The following is an 18,840-nucleotide window of genomic DNA, read 5'->3' as shown; positions in this document are numbered from 1 at the left end:
TTTGGCCGCAGGGCTTGCGGTGTCAGTCTGTAGAGCGACCATAAGACCAGAACAGAGTAAATCTGTTAAGGCAGGTGCGAAAAATCCTTCGGGAAAGAAGCAGAAACCTAAATCGTGAGGTTTGGGAATCACCGTCCGTTCACGGCGGTGAGGATGTCAAGACCGTAATTCTGACTTTAGTAAACTATCCATAGTTATTTTAGTACAAGTATAAGCTTTGGGAAAAAAGCAATCTTATCGGTCATGGTAGTTTTGCCTGTCTCTGGGAATCAACTCGGACTGGGTGAAGAAACAAAGGAAAATGGAAATTTTGCCGATCTAGGGCTGGCCTTTGCTATAAGTGAGCTATATAGCGCCTCCTTGGCTAGTGAGGAAATTCTCAAACGCTAAAGCTGAGAGCTTACCGAAAAATTGGGTTTAAAGTTCCCCGCCCGACCTGGCGGCTTTTTCTTCTCAATAGTTGCTTATCAACCACCTCTTGTGATAAAATCAAGACATGATAGTTAGAGAAGCCAAGCTACTAAACGCCACTAAAGAGCAATACCAAGCTCTGGATGAAGCCATCCGTACCGCCCAATTTATTCGTAACAAAGCGGTTAGATACTGGATGGATAATTCGGGGGTAGGAAGAAATGATTTATATGCACTGTGCAAAGTCCTTGCTCAAGAGTTCTCTTTTGCCAAAAAGTTAAACTCTGCCGCTCGTCAAGCCAGTGCAGAAAGAGCTTGGGCTTCTATTTCTAACTTCTATACTCGTTGTCGAAAAGGAGAAAAGAAAAAAGGCTATCCAAAATTCAAAAAGCATTGTCGCTCTGTTGAGTATAAGGTTTCGGGATGGAAACTCTCAGAGGATTGTATGTATATTACTTTCACTGACGGTTTTAATGCCGGTGCTTTTTCTCTTTATTGCGACAAGGAAACAAGAGAAGACCTCTTTCGACTAAAGATTAATCGTGTTCGTGTTGTACGCCGAGCCGACGGGTATTATGCCCAATTTTGCTTTGATGCTGACCGCAAAGAGCAGGGAAACTATACAGGCAATGTTATCGGTCTTGACCTGGGATTGCAATATTTTTACAAAGACCAAAACGACAATGCTGTAGTTTATCCTAAGTATTTGCGAAAAGCAGAAAAAAGGCTAAAACGTCAACAAAAACGATTAAGTAAAAAGTATAGGAAAGGGGCAAAACCTCAATCCAAGAGCTACCATCGAACCAGAAAAAGACTGGGTAAACTCCACCTGAAAGTTCAACGCCAGCGGAAAGATTGGGCGATTAAGTTAGCCCGAAACGTAGTGGCATCTAACGATGTTGTGGTGTATGAGGCTTTAAAAGTGTCGAATCTGGTCAAGAATCATAACTTGGCTAAGTCTATTACTGATGCAGGTTGGTATCAATTCACTCAATGGCTAGACTACTATGGCCAAATTTGGGATAAAGCAATAGTTGCGGTTGCACCCAACTATACTTCCCAAGATTGCTCTAATTGTGGTCATCGGGTGAAAAAGTCACTAAGCACTAGAACTCACTCTTGTCCTCACTGTGGAATTAAAATCTGTCGTGATACAAATGCGGCTTTAAATATTCTTAAAAGAGGAATGGAAGTTCTCGGGATGGAATGGCAAAACAGTACCCAAGGGCATTGGGAATCTGGGTCGGAAGACCGAAAGCATGGGGAGAAAACCGCCTCTACTATTGAAGGGAAACCAGAGATAACAAGTGGATTTCTTTGAACTATGAATAAGAATCCCCCGTCGTTCATGCGGGGGAGTATGTCAACGCTATAACTAAGCACACGAATCACCCAGACAGAGAAAATATCATGCGTATCGCTCACGATGTCACCGAATTGGTTGGCCGCACACCTTTAGTACAATTGAATCGGATTCCCCAAGCGGAGGGCTGTCTTGGCCGAATTGTGATGAAATTAGAAGGGATGAATCCCGCTGCTTCCGTCAAAGACCGCATTGGCACTCACATGATTAATAGTGCCGAAAAAGCGGGTTTAATCAATCCAGAAACCACGGTTTTAGTGGAACCCACTTCTGGCAATACGGGAATTGCCCTAGCGATGACTGCGGCAGCTAAGGGTTATCGCTTAATTTTAACTATGCCGGAAACGATGAGTTTAGAGCGCCGGGCGATGTTAAAAGCCTACGGTGCTACCCTAGAACTTACCCCCGGTTCCCAAGGTATGAAAGGGGCAATTTTACGCGCGCAGCAAATCGTCGATAGTATCCCCGGCGCTTATATGTTGCAACAATTTCGCAACCCTTCTAACCCGGAAATTCACCGTCTCACCACTGCTGAGGAAATTTGGCAAGATACGGAGGGACAGGTGGATTTTATTGTTGCGGGTGTGGGTACTGGAGGCACGATTACGGGAGTCGCTGAATTGATTAAATCTCGTAAACCTAGTTTTCAAGTAGTCGCGGTGGAACCTTTCAATAGTCCGGTGATTTCTGGGGGTAATCCCGGTCCCCATAAAATTCAAGGTATCGGTGCGGGTTTTATTCCGGAAGTTTTACGCACAGATCTGATTGATGAGGTAATTACTGTCAGTGATGAGGAAGCTTTTCAATTTGGTCGTCGTCTGGCAAAAGAAGAGGGTTTACTTTCGGGGATTTCTTCCGGTGCCAATCTTTGCGCCGCGATTCAACTGGCCCAACGACCGGAAAATGAGGGTAAATTAATTGTGGTGATTCAGCCTAGTTTTGGGGAACGTTATCTGAGTACCCTGATGTTCCAAAATATCGAGGAGCGCGAGTTAACTTTGGTGTAAAAAAAATATCCTCTTCAGCCTCTAGCCGTCATCTTCATGGTGGGGTAGGATTCAGTTATCAGTTATCTGTTATCTGTTATCAGATGTGAGTTTTCAGTTCACTGTTCACTGATTACTGATTACTGTTCACTGATTTGAGGAGGGATTTTTTCACCTGTAGGGGTATTTGTAAAGGTTGCGGTTTGATTGCCTCTTTGCCAGAAAAATTATCCAATAAAGCCGATCGCACTTGCGTGTCGGTTTCTCGCGAGAGAAGATAACGGAAGTATTCTTGGCATTGTTCTCGACGACTGGGGGAAAGTTCCATTTCACTTAAACGTCGGACGGCCATTAAGCGCATTAAGGGATCATTGACTGTTAATTTTTCTAACCAGCGATCGAAGTTTTTTGACTCATTTTGACCGCGATGGTCGAGAAAATGCCATCCTAGCAGGATTAAAGTCAAAACCGTGCCAAATCCTTGCAAAATTGAGGCCAGGGCCAACCAGCGATTTTCGGCATAGGTCCAAATTGCCACAGCGAGATAGGTGGCTAAACTGCCCAAACCGCCACAGACTACCGCTAAAGTTAACTTACCGCTATCGGCACTGAAAAAAGCACGCCCCCACAGCCACAGCGATGGCCAGTTTTGCCCCTGGAGATGGTAAACTCCAATCATTGCCCCCACTCCGGTTAAAGTGGCCAGAACTAACTGCCAATTCCACGCCCAGAGGATCAAAAAACTAGCACAAGCTGCCGCCCATGTCAAGAATTGACGGGTTTTTTTTGCAGCGAGAGTTCTCATGACTCGACGCTGCAGAGCGGGGGAAAAATAGGGAGGAAGACGGAATACTGAAGACACGGGAAGTTTTTCACTGAGGGTTTGATGATCACTATAGCCTGTTCTCAGGCAGACAGATCATTTTTCTCGGTAAAAATCCTCGTGGCAAAAGAGGGAAGTGTTAGGGTGGTCCAAAATTGCGATCGAGAATCGGCTAAAGTTCAGTTTGGCGAGCTTAGGTGTTAAGATGGTTTGCAATCAAACTCAACTTTTTTTATTAATAAATAGCTCAACAATATTCTGTAAACTTATATACAGAAACCTAAAGAAATGTATTAATTTGCAGTCCTTAGGGCAGTAAATTCTGATAGACGATCTAAAGTAGTAAGTATAAATACCGCATCTAATTTTACCTAGTCACGCCAGCTATCTAACTCATCTATTTCACTTCCGAACAGAGTTAGAACTTCCTTTATCTTGGTTGAGTCTTGCGGAAATTTTACCTTAAGGAAAATCTCGATAATTTTGAGTCATGATTCACTAGAATCCTCAAATATTCCGTAAACTGGCGACTTTTAAGAAACCTAGGAGGTTCATCGCTATGAAAAGCCGTCTTATTGTTTGTTGTGATGGAACTTGGCAAGATTTAGGACAAGGTTATCCTACCAATGTTGTCAAAATGGTGCAGGCTATCACGCCACTTGATGATACTAAGGGCAACCCCATCCGTCAAATCATCTATTATGACGAAGGCATTGGGACAAAACAAACTAATGCCGAGGTGACTGATATTTTAATTAAAATTGGTGGAGGTGCTTTAGGCATTGGCATGGATCATAAGATTGAGGATGCCTATCGTTTTCTGTGCTTAAACTATCAACCTGAAGATGAAATTTATCTCTTTGGGTTTAGTCGGGGAGCTTACACTGTACGCTGTTTAGCCGGGTTAATTTATAATTGTGGTTTGTTGTATCGGGAATTTATCCGACAAATCCCCAAAGCCTACGAAATTTACCGAGAAAAACAAGACCCAAATAACGCACCTAACGGTAAAAATGCCATTGATTTCCGTAATCAGTATGGACGACGGGTTCCCATTAAAGCCTTATGCTGTTGGGATACGGTTGCTTCTTTAGGTATCCCCGATATCGTTCATTCTCTGCATTTAGATGAAAAGTTCAACGAACGTTATCACTTTTATGATTCGACCATCAATCCCACAATTGAAAAGGCGTTTCATGCAGTTGCCATTGATGAAATTCGTAAAGTCTTTGATGTAACGCTAATGCGTCCCCATTCTACCCACATCAGACAACAAAAAGAACAGGTGGTTCAAGTTTGGTTTCCGGGGGGTCATGGTTGCGTTGGTGGAGGTTCTCAGGAAGAATCTGGCCTATCCGATGGAGCTTTATTATGGATGATGGAACAAGTCGAAGCCTTGGGTTTGGCCTTAGATAAAAGTTATATTCAACATGGAGTTCATCCCAATTGTAGTGCGTATTTTGATAATACGTCAAAATGGCCATTTAATGTAGCGGGAACAGCACCTCGCCAATTTGAAGGGGATGTTAGCAATTTGCATGAAAGTGTTAAAAATCGCTGGACAGACCTGAATGTTAATCCCCCTTATAAACCCGCTATTCCCGAAATTCAAATGATGCTTGAGCAAGAGCTTGGTGCTTTGAGAAAGAAAGAAATAGTCTCTGTTTAGCACTTCGCTGCCTCAAAAATGTCGCCTTCACTTTACTTACATAAACACTCATAATCTGACCTAATTAGGAGGATTTGCCATGAAAGTATCACAGAACTGTATTGATCTGATCAAAAAGTGGGAAGGTTGTAAGCTTACCGCTTATAAATGTCCTGCTGGCGTTTGGACAATTGGGATTGGAACAACTTGTTATCCTGATGGACGACGTGTTCGGGAAGGGGATAAGATTACTGATCAACAGGCGGAAGGCTTCCTTGTCAATGAATGTGAGGAAAAAGCCAAAGCTGTAGATGAATTAGTAAATGTTGATCTTCATCAAAATCAGTTTGACGCTTTAGTTTCCTTTGCTTATAACGTAGGCATCGGAGCTTTTAAAGAAAGTACCTTACGACGTAAACTGAATGAGAAGGATTATGAGGGGGCTGCCAATGAATTTAAACGTTGGAATAAAGCAACAGTTAACGGAGTACAAGTTGTGCTTGAGGGGTTAACCAATCGCCGTAAAGATGAGGAAGCTTTATTCCGTAAAAATGATAGTTTTGGAACTCCTATTGAGCTTGAAGTCTCTCCTGAACATTCTGTAACTTGGTTGAAAGGATATTTAGATGGGGGAAATACAGTAGTTGTTGCCTACAATGATCAACAAGTGGTAGAGGTTGTTAAACTAGAAACCCATCTTAAAGATGATTTGATCGATCTGTTGCAACAATATCCCAATGCTCGGAATTTTCATCTTGCCGAACCTGGGAGTCCTATTCCGCAAGCTACACAAATTGTATTCGCAGGTCGTAATCAGACACTTTCTCTAGTGGAAAATCCACCTCAATTAAATCGAGGACTGTTACTGAAAGGCATGAGTGATGAAGATGCCCCCGGTTATGACATCCGAGAAATGCAGGAACGCTTAAAAGATTTAGGCTATTACCAGAAAGAATTGGATGGTATCTTTGGCAGTGGCACGGATGAGGCGGTCAGAAAATTCCAAGCTGACGTTTTTGGTCACTCCGAAGCAGATGGGAAAGTCGGACCAAAAACTTGGGCTAAATTGTGGGGAGAAGAAACAACACCCACACCTACTCCTCAACCTGCTGAAGGAACTTATCTCCGACTGACTAAAACTAACCAGAAAGACGGTGATGGTTTATATATTCTCATTTTGGAATATATCAAGAATGGACAGGTAAAAGATCATCTTAAAGTTTGCTCTGGACAACGGAGTAAACAACTATTCCGTACAGGTCCTCAAAGTGTATCGGGTTCCATGGAACCGCTGCCTGAAGGCAAATGGTACATTAATGACATTCTCTGGGCAGGTGGCAAAGATAAATATGGACCGACTGTTTTTAGTAATGGTCTGGGTCCAGTTACTACCCCTATCAAATATGTCGGACCGAATTCCACACGGCGAAGTGCTATTGAAATCCATATTGATTGGAATGGAAAATATTGTCATGGTCCCTGTCCAGGAACGGCAGGTTGCCTTGGTATCTACGATATTGCTGACTACAAAAAATTAGTTAGTTGGCTACGAGATACTAATCCCCATGATCTATATGTGGATTGGGGTCTAGGAACTTGTCCTCAACCTCAAGAATAACTCACTCAAGGGTGATCATAATGATCTTTCATAGTGATCACCCTACTCTTTTTTGATTCGGTGATTTACTCACGAACAATGTACAAACTTTTACTGGCATCAGCCTTACAACAGGTAATGCAAAACACAAATCTCCCTATAAACATAGACTCAAAACTAATCTGGAACGATACAGGAATTAATCTTGTCGCTGGACAAGAATATCATTTTCAAGCAACAGGTCAATGGACAGACTGGACAATTACCTCTAATGCTGATGGTTATGAAAGTCCTAATTTCTTGCTGAAACTATGTGAAGGACTACGACGAATGCCTAATTCAGCTTGGTTTTCACTGATTGGTTCAATTGATAAAGATCAAGATAGTTTGTTCCTCATCGGCGCAAATAAACAGTTTATAGCCCCAAAAACAGGACGGCTTTACTGCTTTGCTAACGATGTGATCATCGCCTATGGCAATAATCGAGATAGCATCCAACTCACTGTAACTTCCTTAACTTGACAAAGGGAAAATATCCTATTTGTGAACCGTCTGCTTTTGTTAAAGTAACCTGTCCAGAATCAGGCAAAAAAGGAGCAAAAATGATGACTACCCAAAAACTGAAAGCTCTAGTCAATACTGTTATCAAACAATCTACCCTAGATAGCAGTCAGATTACTGATCTTACTCAAAAATTTTCCTTGACAGCAGGAGATAAAATTGAGATTAATAATTACAAATCTGCGAACAATAATCACTGGGAATTAGAATTAACAACTCCTGTTAATCAGATGACGAAATGGTTCGCTTATATGCCCCATGTCGAAATTAAAAGTAATGACCCTGTGGCCAAGATATTGCAAGATATTAAGCAGTCTCAATTTAAGGTGTATCATCGACCAACAGAACAAGATGGAGATGGAGTGGGGATTCCCCCTAATGGACAAGACAACCGTTCAGAAAGAATTTGTCCTGTTTACGTTCTTAGTCCAAGAAGACAAACAGATTCTTTAGTCAGACAACTGATTACACTGCTTCGGGTCAAGGATACAGCGTTCATTATTGCAGAACGATTGCTACAATATCCCGAAGATTATCTCCCCACTATTTCTCAATTTGAAAAAGCGGTCATCGTCCAATCTTTTGTTGGTGTCGGTCCTCCTCAACCGGATCCAACTCCTTATCCAGATTGGGCAAAAGAAAGACACGACAAAGAGTTGTGGAGACTCGAACAATCTATCCGTCTATTACAGTCGATGAATCGAAAAATCTCAGCTGTCATTTGTGCGATGGGAGATTCTCAAAAAAATTCATCCAAAGATGTGCGAGAAACAATGCAAACGAGATTATACAATCTTCTGGATAAGTATAATCTCTCGGCTATCAAACAGCCAATTACTTGGGGAGCAGATGAATTAGTAGCAATGGGAATCGCTCAAACCCTTCCCAAAACTAAAGTGCGTGTCCGCATCTCTAATAAGGAGACTGAAATGTGGTACGACGGGAGACGACCACCGGGAGAACTTGTGACTGAAAAATTACCAGCAGTTGGGTTAGAAAAATCAGAAACTGGCTGGGATTTCGAGGTCGCTATCCTAACTCGTCGTCAAAATGGTAGTATTGATGATTATCAGAAAGACGACCAGGAACAAGCCCAGTTAGACGAGCAATTTCTGGCTCAATATAAGAACTATTCTTCCGAGCAGCGCGCTAAATTAGTCATCATTGATGGCCGACTTTTTAATGGGGCTTGGAATGCCACTTCTGTGTTACCTTATGATGATTTATTGGCCTTCGGTAGTTGGGGAACATTTGGCAATTGTGTTGGCTCAACTTTGGCGGTGGCAAAAATTCTTTTCTACGCTAAAAATCCCGCCGCTCAAAGACAACTTTATTTAGAAGCCATTGCTCATGATGTTTTTGCTAATGGCTATAAAGAAGTTCAACGATCCGAAGAACCTAAAAGCTTCTGTAATCAGCTAAAAAATCAAACAGGAATCACTTTCAATCATTACGACGGATATGATAATCCTGCTACGGTCAAAAAAGTCTTTGAGGTCTTAAATCGGCACGTTAATGTCAGAATGCAAGAACATTTTGCAGGACTTTCCAGTGTTAATAACCGAGTCTTCCGAATTACTCCCCAACTTTGGCGCACTTTTGAGAGTGAAGTCCACATCTGGCCAAGATTACCAGAGGAAATTCATAAAGTTGGTATCTATCGTACCGATCTGGAAGCGATCGCTTTTAATCCTTCATTGGGTGATCAATTCGTCTAACAGTCAATTTTTCAACAATCTCATAGGAGAAATACCATGACTTCCTTACAAATTCTTAGTCCCATCAATGATGCTCGCTTTGAACGTCTAAAACCTGTTACTTTTACAGGCAAAGTCGATCCTGGAATAGTCACTGTAGAACTCACAGCAGATGACAAATATTCCCTAGGTAATAATCAGGTTAAAGCAGACGGTTCTTGGTCGATTACTTATTCAGGATTCACGAATCCTGGGAAGCGCAAAATTACTGCCTTTGGCTATGATCAAGCTAATCATGAAGAAGAAACCAGGCTCTTCTCGACTTTGTGTGATAATTTTTGCTTATGGAATTGTGAAATGCTTATCGGGCAAGACTTTTAGGGCTATTTTGACGAAGAAACCATCAGTATAGACCTCGTTTCCACACAGAAACCAGAAGAGCCGAAACCAGCATTATAATTTATGTGGCAGATTCCTCAGATTATACTAAAACTATTTATGGGGGTCTGGTTTTAGATGATTACAAAAAGCTTAAACACACCAAGTCTCTGCCGACAGATCACAGGTTAACTGATGCCGAAGGGTGCCGGTTATTTGAACAAGAAATCCTGCCCATTCTTCAGTCCAAAGAAACCTTTATGGAAGCAACGGAGGAAGGTCGAAACAAACTAAACGAATTAGTTGAACAAAACAAAGATCAATACCATATTGATGACGCACCCTGTGCTTATTCCGTCTCCTGTGTGATGAAATATCTGGCTGAAAAGTTAGGATTAGCCACCGTCAAAGCACTTTTCCAAGACCCCTGTTTAATTGATAATGTTCAAGTTACAGGCGTTGAGAAAAAACTGCGTCGTCTGGGATTTCTCTACTTTTTGAAAGAAGATTACCTAGCACCTCGTGGGGCAATAGGAGCAAGATGGCCTCGAAAAAATAAGGATAAATCGAATGAATCAGGTCACATTTATTTCATTACCAAAGATGGAGAAAAACGGACTCAATTTCCCAACCCAGAGAATTATTGGGATGATCAACAGGGAAGACACGAAACCGGAATAAACGGGCCTAAATGGCAAATTAAAGACCTTCATGCTGAAAACCTCGATTTCTTCGATCATGTTTTTATGCAATGGGAGAATGGCTATACCGAAGGATTTTGGTTGCCACCGGGTATTTATCCTTTAAATCGTGGTTTCAATCTGTCGAATCTTTAGTTCCGTATTCTAACAATGCCCATGGACCGACCGTTTAAAGTAAGTGGCACTTCGGTAATAGCTCAGTTTCTAATGGCAATTGGTCAGTCTCTTATCGTTTTACTGACAACGGCAAACGTCAAATTGAAGCGAGAGGATTTGATCAAGATAATCATTCTGTTGCTAGTGAAAAGATTACTTTAGAAATTAAAGCGTCTCCCATAAGCTGTGAACCAAGAACGAAACTCTTTGAAATTGGCGGTCATTCTGTTTGGCAAATTTCAGGACAAACCGCTTTTTTCTATCAATCAAAAATGAGTATTGATGCCGATGGTGCGCCTAATGCTTATCACCCAGACAATATTGGCTTAGATGATCTGAAAAATGCCGGTTATCCGAATACGTCTTGGTGGAAGAATATTCTTGTCCCTGACCCTCAAAATCCTAATCGAGCTTATGAGCAACGGGAGCATCTCATTTATGCAAGCGAGTAATTATACTTGTCCCTAAAACTGGTTTCTAGCAAGGCTTTCAAAATAGCTTGACATAAAACCTGATTTAGGGGTTACAAAGGTGAGCATGAGCAATGCCCACCTGAGTTTTTTTTAAGGAGTAATTACCATGAATAAAGTTGCTGTAATCACAGGTTTAGCCCTAGCATATTTTGGTGTTAATGTCAATAGTTTGCAAGGGGCAAATATCACCTACAATTTTCAAGGTGTCATAACTTATGGAAGTCTGACGGGAACTTATTCCAGTTCGGCTAGTTTCGATAATGCGGCGATTACAGGAGTGGATTTTGAATCTATCCCCTTGACCAATATTAGTTTTAATCTACTCTCCAATACCTTTAATCTCGCTTCGGCCGATGCCCCTCCCGTGGTCAATTATTTCGATGAGACTTTTATTGGCATCGATTATAGTGTCACCTCTACTAATGCTTTCTTTCCCATCGCTAATTTTGCCCTGACTAGCGGATTGTTTAACCTCAGTGAAGCGGCTTTTGCCTATACTCCTCGCTTGGGTATTGCGGGACAAGGTAGCCTAACTTTTAGCAAAGTTCCTGAACCTTCTATCGTTATCGGTTTAATCATTTTAGGAGGAATAGGTTTTGTCCTCCGCAAAAGGCCATAACTAATTTGAGACTTCCTTCGCTAAAAACGCCTACGTCTAAAGCTCTTGCTAAAGTAACTCAAGAATATATTTTGGTCTGTAATGAAGTTCCGGGGGAAGGCGATAAGTTGTCTATTTCGAGGTTCCCTATTTTAGCACGATGGTAAGTAGGGAGGCACAATTATTTGTAGGATGGGTTAGCGGTAGCGTAACATAATCAGGCGTTGGGTTTCATGCTTCAACCCAACCTACGTTCATCTTATATTTAATTCCACCCACCTACTTATTGCTACTCGATTTTATAGAGATAGGCTTCTGGGGTTTCAAGAAGGGAAGTCATCGGGCGATCGAGAGGGTGAGTTTTGACGAGGGTAAAAATTGGAAATAAATCGTTCATTTGGATAGCCATTTTAAATTTCGGCTGGATGTAATAACTACCCGATGGGCAGGCATTGGTGATCTTTAGCTCTCTTTTGGTCATAAAGGTATCGATATAATCGTACTGACCGCGCTCTTTTCTTTTGCGTTTCTTGGCTGGATCACAAAGGGTTGAACCAACGGGAATCTGATTGATAATTTCCACTGTATCGGCCACGGATAGGAGTCTTTCGGAACCGTATTTACTGGCAAGATAACGTTGATTGAAATAGAGATTAGTTGCGATAGAATAGCCGATGATAATTGCTAGAACTAGAGCGAGGATCCTGTCGAAAGTCTTAGTCAAGTTTAGATAGGCCAGACTAGCGATCGCCAAGAGGATAGGAGCAAACCAGAGTAAGATTTTACGATGGGAATAAAAATGCTCATCAGGATAATTAGAGGAAGCGTAGAGAAAAATTATCCAAGTGATCGCCAAAAAGCCGATAAGTGTTTTATTGCCTCGATATTTTTTGATGACTATGTATAGAGAAATGCCGAAAAAAATAGCAGAAACTACGACATTGAAAATCGATATATTGTCATTCAAAAAAAACACTTGATTACCCAGATAAACCGTTTCCCAAATCGCTTTAAATAGACGAGTGAACAGATTGCTCGATGGTTCACCGCTCGCCCCCTTCTCCGTGAGTGCTCTCACGATTCCCCTCGTATTAGCGAAATTCCGAACGATCTCACTGTGCCAATACATAAATAAGGCGAGATTTGCCGAGAGAATCGATAGAAAAGGCAAAAGACATTTACGAGTATTCTTGCGATTGCGATAAACAAACCATAGACAGGCAATAACACAAGTCACTGGGATAATTAACATCGTGGTGGTGTGTAAACTCACCAATATAGCGACGGTAATCCCGAAGAATATCCAAGCTATAGCCTGATAGAGCAGCGGCTTAGTCGTTTCCATCTGGAACCGATAGAGTAAAGCAAAAACGAGCAGGAAAAAGGGTATTGGGCTAGGGGCCCAGGAAAAATTATTAATGAAATAGTCCGCATAGATCGTGCTATACCAAAATCCTGCCAAACTGGACAGGAGAAGACGTTTATCTTGTTCTACATTTTCTAAAAGTTGATAAACAAAGTAGATTAAGAGGGGAATCGATAGAAAAGAAAATAGTCCATTGGTAAGGACTTGAAATTCGGGAGCGGTACCGAAAATTGTCAGAGGAAAGGCTAAATAAGTATAGAGGGGGGGGATTGTGAATCCATATTTTCCACCACCCCCCGGTGGTCCCAATTGAGGAAAGTTTCCCTTCCACATATCCATCGAAAGATAACCAAGGGTAATCTGATCGGGATCCGGTCCGATATCGAAGGTAACGTATTCAAAGATACTGACAATCCTGGTGAAAAAGGCAAAGGCGATCGCTAGAATCCCTAAAATCAGTGCCGTTACTCGGACTTTATTGATTGATTTCCCCATAAGTGTCGGTATTTTTATCCTAAAATTGTCTGGTAGCTTCGTGACCGTATACCCGAATATTTATCTTCGCATGGTAGCACGAATTTCTAGTCCTACTCGGTCAGAATTATAGCGTTAAAGATGAAGTATAACCTGATTTAGCATTACTGGCCGACTCCCCAAAACGAAAACTTCGGGCTCTACCGAACCTGTCATGTAAAACTATCAACAACTCATGCTTAAAAAGCTTATATACTAAGGCTTTGAGTTTTTATTAGATTGATATTTATCAACTTTAGAGCATTGCTGGGCAGAGAGGGAACTTGAGGAATTTTCTACAGTGTAAGTTCGGAAGAACCAAACTTCGTACCTCACCATGAAGATAACTGCTATAAGATTTAAGAGCCTGTTTAGCAATAAACTGGGTACACTCGCTTAACAAAAATTTTTTTAGACAGATCTTGGACACAATCGGGAACCCCGTGTTAAACTGCCTCGATAAGATGATGTCACTCTAAAAGTATTTCACTATATAATCCAATGGTAATACAATCGGTTAGTTTAACAGTTAAGGACTATAAGTCTAACATTCCCGTGGCCATCTTGTGTGGTGGCAAAGGAACCCGACTGCGGGAAGAAACCGAATTTCGACCTAAGCCGATGATTGCCATCGGAAATCGACCGATTATTTGGCATATCATGAAAACTTATGCCCACTATGGCTTAACTGACTTTATGCTCTGTCTAGGTTATAAAGGGGAAATAATCCGGGACTATTTCTTTAGCTATGATTGGAATCACAGTGATGTCCTCTTAGAGTTAGGCAATAAAAAAGTGACCAAACTCGATAGTGGACATGATGAGGAAGACTGGCGTATTTGGTTAGTTGATACGGGACAGGAAACCATGACCGGAGGCCGTCTTAAACGTCTCACCTCTTATATAGATCAAACTGGAAGTGATATCTTTTTAGCCACCTATGGGGATGGGGTTTGTGATGTGAATATTGCGGATCTGTTGGATTTCCATTACTCTCATGGTAAATTAGCCACCTTGACGGCGGTTCGTCCTCCTTCTCGCTTTGGCGAGTTAATCATTGAGGGTAATTTAGTCACTCAATTCCAAGAAAAGCCCCAAACATCTGAAGGATGGATTAATGGGGGCTATTTTGTCTTAAATCGCAAGGTTTTGGATTTAATTGAGGGAGATGCGACGACTTTTGAAGCACAGCCCCTCAGAACCCTGGCTGCTTTGGGAGAACTCGCCGTCTATAAGCATGAAGGGTTTTGGCAGTGCATGGATACTTATCGAGAAATGGAAATGCTCAATCACCTTTATGACACTGGACAAGCTAGATGGAAAATATGGTAAAGGAAACATTTTGGTCGGGCAAAAAGGTCTTTATTACTGGTCATACTGGCTTTAAGGGGTCTTGGCTGGCTTTTTGGTTACTCCATCTAGGGGCAGCGGTAAAAGGCCTCAGTTTAGCTCCCAATACTACCCCCGCTTTATTTGAGCAATTAGACTTAGCTCAAAACCTGAGTCATCATATAGGGGATATTCGAGAGGCTGAGTTAGTGGCTCGTTTAATCGCTTCATGGCAACCGGATGTAGTCTTTCATTTAGCGGCGCAACCCTTAGTGCGACTTTCTTATCTGGAGTCGGTGGCAACCTGGAACACAAATGTCATGGGGACTATTCACGTTTTAGAGGCCCTGAAAAGCCTGACTCATCCCTGTGCCGCCGTGTTTATTACTAGCGATAAGTGCTATGAGAATCGGGAATGGGTCTATGGTTATCGGGAAAATGACCCATTAGGGGGTTATGATCCCTATAGTTCTAGTAAGGCGGGGGCGGAATTAGCGATCGCATCTTGGCGAAATTCCTTCTTTAAAACCCCTCAAACCCCCATCGGTATTGCCAGCGCCAGGGCAGGAAATGTCATCGGTGGCGGAGATTGGTCCCTAGATCGGATTGTACCCGATGCCATGCGAGCTTTGATGAAATCCGAACCAATTCCGGTGCGGAACCCTCTAGCGACTCGCCCTTGGCAGCACGTTTTAGAGCCTTTAGGTGGCTATTTACGGTTAGCTGAGTCGATTTATGAGCAGTTGATGACGGCTAATTGGCAGCAAGACAGCCGGGGGTTATATGGGGCGTTTAATTTCGGTCCGTCTCTGACTTCTAATCGTCCGGTTAAAGAGTTAGTTGAGTCTATCCTACAACTTTGGCCGGGAACTTGGCTCGATCAAAGTGATCCGAATGCTGTTCATGAGGCTAAATTGCTTAATCTAGTCACGGATAAGGCTTTCCATACCCTAAAATGGCAACCCGTCTGGGATTTTGAGCGGACAGTTCAAGAAACCGTTCTTTGGTATCACCAAGCCAATCAAATTGCACCTAGCAATAATCAAGGGTTTCAAAACTTAACCCGATCACAGATCGAGCTATACCAGGCCGATGTCTTCAGTGAAAAAGTAGGTAGCTTTTGTGTTCCATAATATTTATCGCTACATTCCGGCGTTCCCCAAAACCAGAGACTTCGTACCTCACCATTAGGATAAATTCAACAAATATGACTAAAGTTTACTTCTACGCAACAAATGAAAGGGAGATGCGGTTATTTAATAGACAAGATCCCGACTCTTTCCTCGGTATTCATGATCATTTTTCAGGGGAAATTGCGACGAGTTATATCTATCTTAAAAAGGCGGGTTTAGATTGTGAAGTTATTAACACAATTCCTGAAGAAGGGATTGTGTTCGGGGATAAACAGAGTTTTGATAAAACCTTGCTAGAGATCAAAAAATATCTTGGTCGTGTTTACAAATATCCAGGAAATGCTATGTTAATTGCGATGAAAGCTGATTACCAGTTTTATCCACCTGCCCATATAAATATTGTTAATAATCCCGTGGATTTCCAGAAAAACCGTAATTCTATTTGGAATCCTTACTATCTTGTTTTTCCTTGGCCTCAGCCCGGATTGATCCCTCGATTGAAAGAGCGTGGCTGTCTAGTTGAAAATGTGGCTTATCTTGGTGATCAATCTCAATTAGCAGAAGAACTGAAATCAGATAAATGGCGTGATGCCCTATCTTCTCTAGGATGCAAGTGGTGGCCAATTCTTGAGCCTAAAAAGTGGAACGACTATAGTAATATAGATGTGGTTATTGCCGCTAGAAGTTTCGATGGCAACCCATACATCAACAAACCCGCTAATAAATTAATCAATTGTTGGCGAACTGGTGTTCCAGCCATCATGACTCCAGAGTCCTCAATCTTAGCAGAAAAGAAAAGCGACTTAGACTTTCTTTTGGTTAATTCTCTGGACGAAGCTATCTCAGCAGTTAGTAAGTTAAAGAGTAGTCCCGAACTTTATGCTAACATGGTCAGTAATGCCCGGGAAAGGGCTAAGGATTTTACTGTAGAAAAAGGTTGTGAAAGATTTATGAAATTTTTTGAGGAATTTGCGTTTCCTACCTATAATGAATGGATTAAATTAACGGAAAGTCAGAAAAAAACTCTTTTCTGGAGACGTTGTTCTAAATTGAAATTAGACAATTTTAAAGACAGAACAATTTAGTTGGCTCTTCTCGACTTTGTGTGATAATTTTTGCTTATAGAATCGTGAAATATTTACTGGGAAAGACTTTTAGGACTATTTTGCTGAAGAAACTATCAGTATAGACCCCGTTTCCACACAGAAACCAGAAGAGCCAATAGTTTTATCGAGCGGTTTTTCTAACGAACATTATTGCATAAATCATGACACAACCTATCCATCGTCCAACTAATACATCTGAGCAAGAACAAGAACTGCGAGAGCAAGTCTTTCAAGCAGTACAAGAATATTATAAGCACAAATTTCAACCCCGGGCTTTTGTGGCGGGGCAGACCTATATTCCGGCATCGGGTAAGGTATTTGATGAGCAAGAATTAGTCAAATTAGTGGATTCTTCCCTAGATTTCTGGTTAACGACGGGCAGATATGCGGCGGAATTTGAGGAACGTTTTGCCCAGTGGATGGGGGTAAAACATTGTTTATTAGTCAATTCCGGCTCTTCGGCCAATTTAGTGGCCTTAAGTGCCTTAACTTCCCCTAAATTGGGGGAAAAACAACTTAAACCGGGGGATGAAGTCATTACCGTCGCCGCCGGTTTCCCGACCACAGTTAATCCCATCTTTCAAAATCAGCTAATTCCCGTCTTTTTAGACGTTAAATTACCCGGTTATGACCTCGACATCGAGCAACTGGAATCGGCCTTGTCAGAGAAGACTAAAGCGATTATGATCGCTCATACCCTGGGAAATCCCTTTAATTTAGAAGCGGTGATGGCTTTTGCCGAAAAACATGACCTCTGGGTAGTCGAGGATAACTGTGATGCGGTGGGAAGTCTCTATAAAGGGCAAAAAACCGGCACCTTTGGGCATTTAGCAACGGTTAGCTTTTATCCTGCCCATCACATGACTATGGGAGAAGGGGGCGCGGTTTTAACCAGTGATACCCGCTTGAAAAAGATTGTCGAGTCATTCCGTGACTGGGGGAGAGATTGTTGGTGTCCTCCGGGGGTAGATAATACCTGTAATAAGCGCTTCGGTTGGCAGTTAGGAGATTTGCCCTTTGGCTATGACCATAAGTACACCTATTCTCATGTGGGTTATAACCTAAAGATGACCGATATGCAAGCCGCCGTTGGGGTAGCGCAACTGGATAAATTGCCAGGATTTATCAAAAAGCGCCGGGAAAATTTCGACTTTTTGCATCAAAAGTTACAGGAGCTTCAAGATGTTTTAATTCTGCCTGAAGCCAGCCCCGATTCTGAACCGAGTTGGTTCGGGTTTCCGATTTTTGTCAAGGAAAATGCGCCTTTTAGCCGCAATGATTTAGTTAAGCATTTGGAGGAAAAACGCATCGGCACAAGGCTATTATTTGGAGGAAATTTGTTGCGACAACCTCTTTATAAGGGTTTAAATTATCGAGTTATTGGGGATTTAAGTAATGCCGATAAAATCATGAGTAGTGTTTTTTGGCTAGGCATTTATCCCGGATTAACGGAGGAAATGTTAGAATATGTTGTCTTGACGCTAAAAAGTTTCTGCCAAGGGTGATTAAGGGAAAACCGACTTTTTTTAAGTATTCTTGGCTTTTCTTAATGAAAAAGAGATAAACATGACACCATCTGCCATTGATTTACCGACAAAATCAAAGATAATCACCTGGGAAAAACTGCCCGATGATTTTATTCTACCTGACGAACCTGTGGACAATAACCTGCAACCTCTCTTAGCAGCAGCTTTACGCGAATCCCTAGAATTAGCAGGATTAATTCTAGAATCGATGCTAATTGCCTCTAATTTTGGCTTATGTGCTACCGTTAAAACTCAAACAGTTGTCAAAGCGCCTGACTGGGTTTATATTCCCTCAGTAAAACCGATTCCTAGCGGAAAAATTCGGCGCAGTTATACTCCCCATCTTGAAGGAGAAATTCCAGCTATTGTCCTAGAGTTTATCTCGGAAACCGAAGGGGGTGAATATTCCATCAACCCTCACTATCCCTATGGAAAATGGTATTTTTACGAGCAAATCTTACAAGTACCTGTCTAT

At 41.9% G+C, this 18,840-nt stretch carries 17 protein-coding genes and 1 pseudogene; 16 read left to right on the top strand and 2 right to left on the bottom strand.

Translation table 11 applies throughout. The features are described 5' to 3' along the window. Positions 1–243: 243 nt before the first annotated feature. The 3 genes from IM509_RS14035 (at position 244) to cysK (ending at position 2,781) form a co-directional block, all read left to right on the top strand. The gene (locus tag IM509_RS14035; RefSeq protein ID WP_167341543.1) at positions 244–390 is read left to right on the top strand and encodes a hypothetical protein; all 147 of its coding nucleotides are present in this window, start codon (positions 244–246) and stop codon (positions 388–390) included. Between the two features lie 106 nt (positions 391–496). Continuing rightward, positions 497–1,732, top strand: a complete 1,236-nt coding sequence (locus IM509_RS14030; RefSeq protein WP_072927423.1) for an RNA-guided endonuclease InsQ/TnpB family protein — start codon at positions 497–499, stop codon at positions 1,730–1,732. An 89-nt stretch (positions 1,733–1,821) separates the two neighbouring features. Beyond that, positions 1,822–2,781, top strand: a complete 960-nt coding sequence (gene cysK, locus IM509_RS14025; RefSeq protein WP_052276418.1) for a cysteine synthase A — start codon at positions 1,822–1,824, stop codon at positions 2,779–2,781. 112 nt (positions 2,782–2,893) lie between these two features. Here the strand turns inward: cysK and IM509_RS14020 are convergent, their stop codons facing one another. Further along, on the bottom strand, positions 2,894–3,622 hold the full coding sequence (locus IM509_RS14020; RefSeq protein WP_052276417.1) for a hypothetical protein: 729 nt from the start codon (positions 3,620–3,622) through the stop codon (positions 2,894–2,896). 520 nt (positions 3,623–4,142) lie between these two features. Between IM509_RS14020 and IM509_RS14015 the strand changes: the two genes are divergently transcribed. The 8 genes from IM509_RS14015 (at position 4,143) to IM509_RS13980 (ending at position 11,413) form a co-directional block, all read left to right on the top strand. Then, positions 4,143–5,252, top strand: a complete 1,110-nt coding sequence (locus IM509_RS14015; RefSeq protein WP_185237127.1) for a T6SS phospholipase effector Tle1-like catalytic domain-containing protein — start codon at positions 4,143–4,145, stop codon at positions 5,250–5,252. Between the two features lie 79 nt (positions 5,253–5,331). After that, positions 5,332–6,849 carry a glycoside hydrolase family protein gene (locus IM509_RS14010; RefSeq protein WP_052276415.1) on the top strand — a complete coding sequence of 506 codons (1,518 nt, stop codon included), beginning with the start codon at positions 5,332–5,334 and terminating at the stop codon, positions 6,847–6,849. A 78-nt stretch (positions 6,850–6,927) separates the two neighbouring features. Further along, positions 6,928–7,350, top strand: a complete 423-nt coding sequence (locus IM509_RS14005; RefSeq protein WP_052276414.1) for a hypothetical protein — start codon at positions 6,928–6,930, stop codon at positions 7,348–7,350. Positions 7,351–7,433: 83 nt separating this feature from the next. Then, complete coding sequence (locus IM509_RS14000) at positions 7,434–9,107, top strand: DUF4127 family protein (RefSeq protein ID WP_260441232.1); 1,674 nt, start codon at positions 7,434–7,436, stop codon at positions 9,105–9,107. Positions 9,108–9,143: 36 nt separating this feature from the next. Continuing rightward, the gene (locus tag IM509_RS13995; RefSeq protein ID WP_260441233.1) at positions 9,144–9,467 is read left to right on the top strand and encodes an Ig-like domain-containing protein; all 324 of its coding nucleotides are present in this window, start codon (positions 9,144–9,146) and stop codon (positions 9,465–9,467) included. 83 nt (positions 9,468–9,550) lie between these two features. Further along, a complete protein-coding gene (locus tag IM509_RS13990; RefSeq protein ID WP_260441234.1) occupies positions 9,551–10,300 on the top strand; it encodes a hypothetical protein in 750 nt (249 codons plus the stop codon). Between the two features lie 293 nt (positions 10,301–10,593). Beyond that, positions 10,594–10,773, top strand: a complete 180-nt coding sequence (locus tag IM509_RS13985; protein WP_002756784.1) for a hypothetical protein — start codon at positions 10,594–10,596, stop codon at positions 10,771–10,773. A 127-nt stretch (positions 10,774–10,900) separates the two neighbouring features. Then, positions 10,901–11,413 carry a PEP-CTERM sorting domain-containing protein gene (locus IM509_RS13980; RefSeq protein ID WP_052276412.1) on the top strand — a complete coding sequence of 171 codons (513 nt, stop codon included), beginning with the start codon at positions 10,901–10,903 and terminating at the stop codon, positions 11,411–11,413. Positions 11,414–11,681: 268 nt separating this feature from the next. Here the strand turns inward: IM509_RS13980 and IM509_RS13975 are convergent, their stop codons facing one another. Further along, positions 11,682–13,253: a hypothetical protein gene (locus IM509_RS13975; protein WP_052276411.1), complete on the bottom strand. Its 1,572-nt coding sequence runs from the start codon at positions 13,251–13,253 to the stop codon at positions 11,682–11,684. Between the two features lie 519 nt (positions 13,254–13,772). On the opposite strand from IM509_RS13975, the gene rfbF reads away from it, so the two are divergent. The 5 genes and pseudogenes from rfbF to IM509_RS13950 form a co-directional block, all read left to right on the top strand. Further along, positions 13,773–14,603 (top strand): glucose-1-phosphate cytidylyltransferase, encoded by an 831-nt coding sequence (rfbF, locus tag IM509_RS13970; protein ID WP_052276410.1) that lies wholly within the window; start codon positions 13,773–13,775, stop codon positions 14,601–14,603. Then, entirely contained in the window at positions 14,588–15,733 is a 1,146-nt protein-coding gene (gene rfbG / locus IM509_RS13965) for a CDP-glucose 4,6-dehydratase (protein WP_185237129.1), read from the top strand. The genes rfbF and rfbG overlap by 16 nt, the downstream gene beginning before the upstream one ends. A gap of 74 nt (positions 15,734–15,807) precedes the next feature. Next, the gene (locus IM509_RS13960; protein ID WP_185237130.1) at positions 15,808–16,818 is read left to right on the top strand and encodes a glycosyltransferase; all 1,011 of its coding nucleotides are present in this window, start codon (positions 15,808–15,810) and stop codon (positions 16,816–16,818) included. Positions 16,819–17,000: 182 nt separating this feature from the next. Then, a complete protein-coding gene (gene rfbH / locus IM509_RS13955; RefSeq protein ID WP_185237131.1) occupies positions 17,001–18,344 on the top strand; it encodes a lipopolysaccharide biosynthesis protein RfbH in 1,344 nt (447 codons plus the stop codon). Between the two features lie 61 nt (positions 18,345–18,405). After that, a pseudogene (locus IM509_RS13950) lies at positions 18,406–18,840 on the top strand (hypothetical protein); the annotation flags it as partial.

This window comes from Microcystis sp. M31BS1 (assembly GCF_020245285.1).
In the GTDB taxonomy this organism is placed as follows: Bacteria; Cyanobacteriota; Cyanobacteriia; order Cyanobacteriales; family Microcystaceae; genus Microcystis; species Microcystis panniformis.
Note: the sequence above shows the minus strand (reverse complement) of the source record. Positions and strands in the feature narration are given on the sequence as shown.

What these genes read in the sequence shown, in the direction of transcription:
- IM509_RS14005 (WP_052276414.1), top strand. Translation starts at nt 6,928, where the DNA reads ATGTACAAACTTTTACTGGCATCAGCCTTACAACAGGTAATGCAAAAC.
- IM509_RS13985 (WP_002756784.1), top strand. Translation starts at nt 10,594, where the DNA reads ATGAGTATTGATGCCGATGGTGCGCCTAATGCTTATCACCCAGACAAT.
- IM509_RS14015 (WP_185237127.1), top strand. Translation starts at nt 4,143, where the DNA reads ATGAAAAGCCGTCTTATTGTTTGTTGTGATGGAACTTGGCAAGATTTA.
- rfbG (WP_185237129.1), top strand. Translation starts at nt 14,588, where the DNA reads ATGGAAAATATGGTAAAGGAAACATTTTGGTCGGGCAAAAAGGTCTTT.
- cysK (WP_052276418.1), top strand. Translation starts at nt 1,822, where the DNA reads ATGCGTATCGCTCACGATGTCACCGAATTGGTTGGCCGCACACCTTTA.
- IM509_RS14000 (WP_260441232.1), top strand. Translation starts at nt 7,434, where the DNA reads ATGACTACCCAAAAACTGAAAGCTCTAGTCAATACTGTTATCAAACAA.
- IM509_RS13995 (WP_260441233.1), top strand. Translation starts at nt 9,144, where the DNA reads ATGACTTCCTTACAAATTCTTAGTCCCATCAATGATGCTCGCTTTGAA.
- IM509_RS13980 (WP_052276412.1), top strand. Translation starts at nt 10,901, where the DNA reads ATGAATAAAGTTGCTGTAATCACAGGTTTAGCCCTAGCATATTTTGGT.
- IM509_RS14035 (WP_167341543.1), top strand. Translation starts at nt 244, where the DNA reads ATGGTAGTTTTGCCTGTCTCTGGGAATCAACTCGGACTGGGTGAAGAA.
- rfbH (WP_185237131.1), top strand. Translation starts at nt 17,001, where the DNA reads ATGACACAACCTATCCATCGTCCAACTAATACATCTGAGCAAGAACAA.
- rfbF (WP_052276410.1), top strand. Translation starts at nt 13,773, where the DNA reads ATGGTAATACAATCGGTTAGTTTAACAGTTAAGGACTATAAGTCTAAC.
- IM509_RS14030 (WP_072927423.1), top strand. Translation starts at nt 497, where the DNA reads ATGATAGTTAGAGAAGCCAAGCTACTAAACGCCACTAAAGAGCAATAC.
- IM509_RS13975 (WP_052276411.1), bottom strand. Translation starts at nt 13,253, where the DNA reads ATGGGGAAATCAATCAATAAAGTCCGAGTAACGGCACTGATTTTAGGG.
- IM509_RS14010 (WP_052276415.1), top strand. Translation starts at nt 5,332, where the DNA reads ATGAAAGTATCACAGAACTGTATTGATCTGATCAAAAAGTGGGAAGGT.
- IM509_RS13960 (WP_185237130.1), top strand. Translation starts at nt 15,808, where the DNA reads ATGACTAAAGTTTACTTCTACGCAACAAATGAAAGGGAGATGCGGTTA.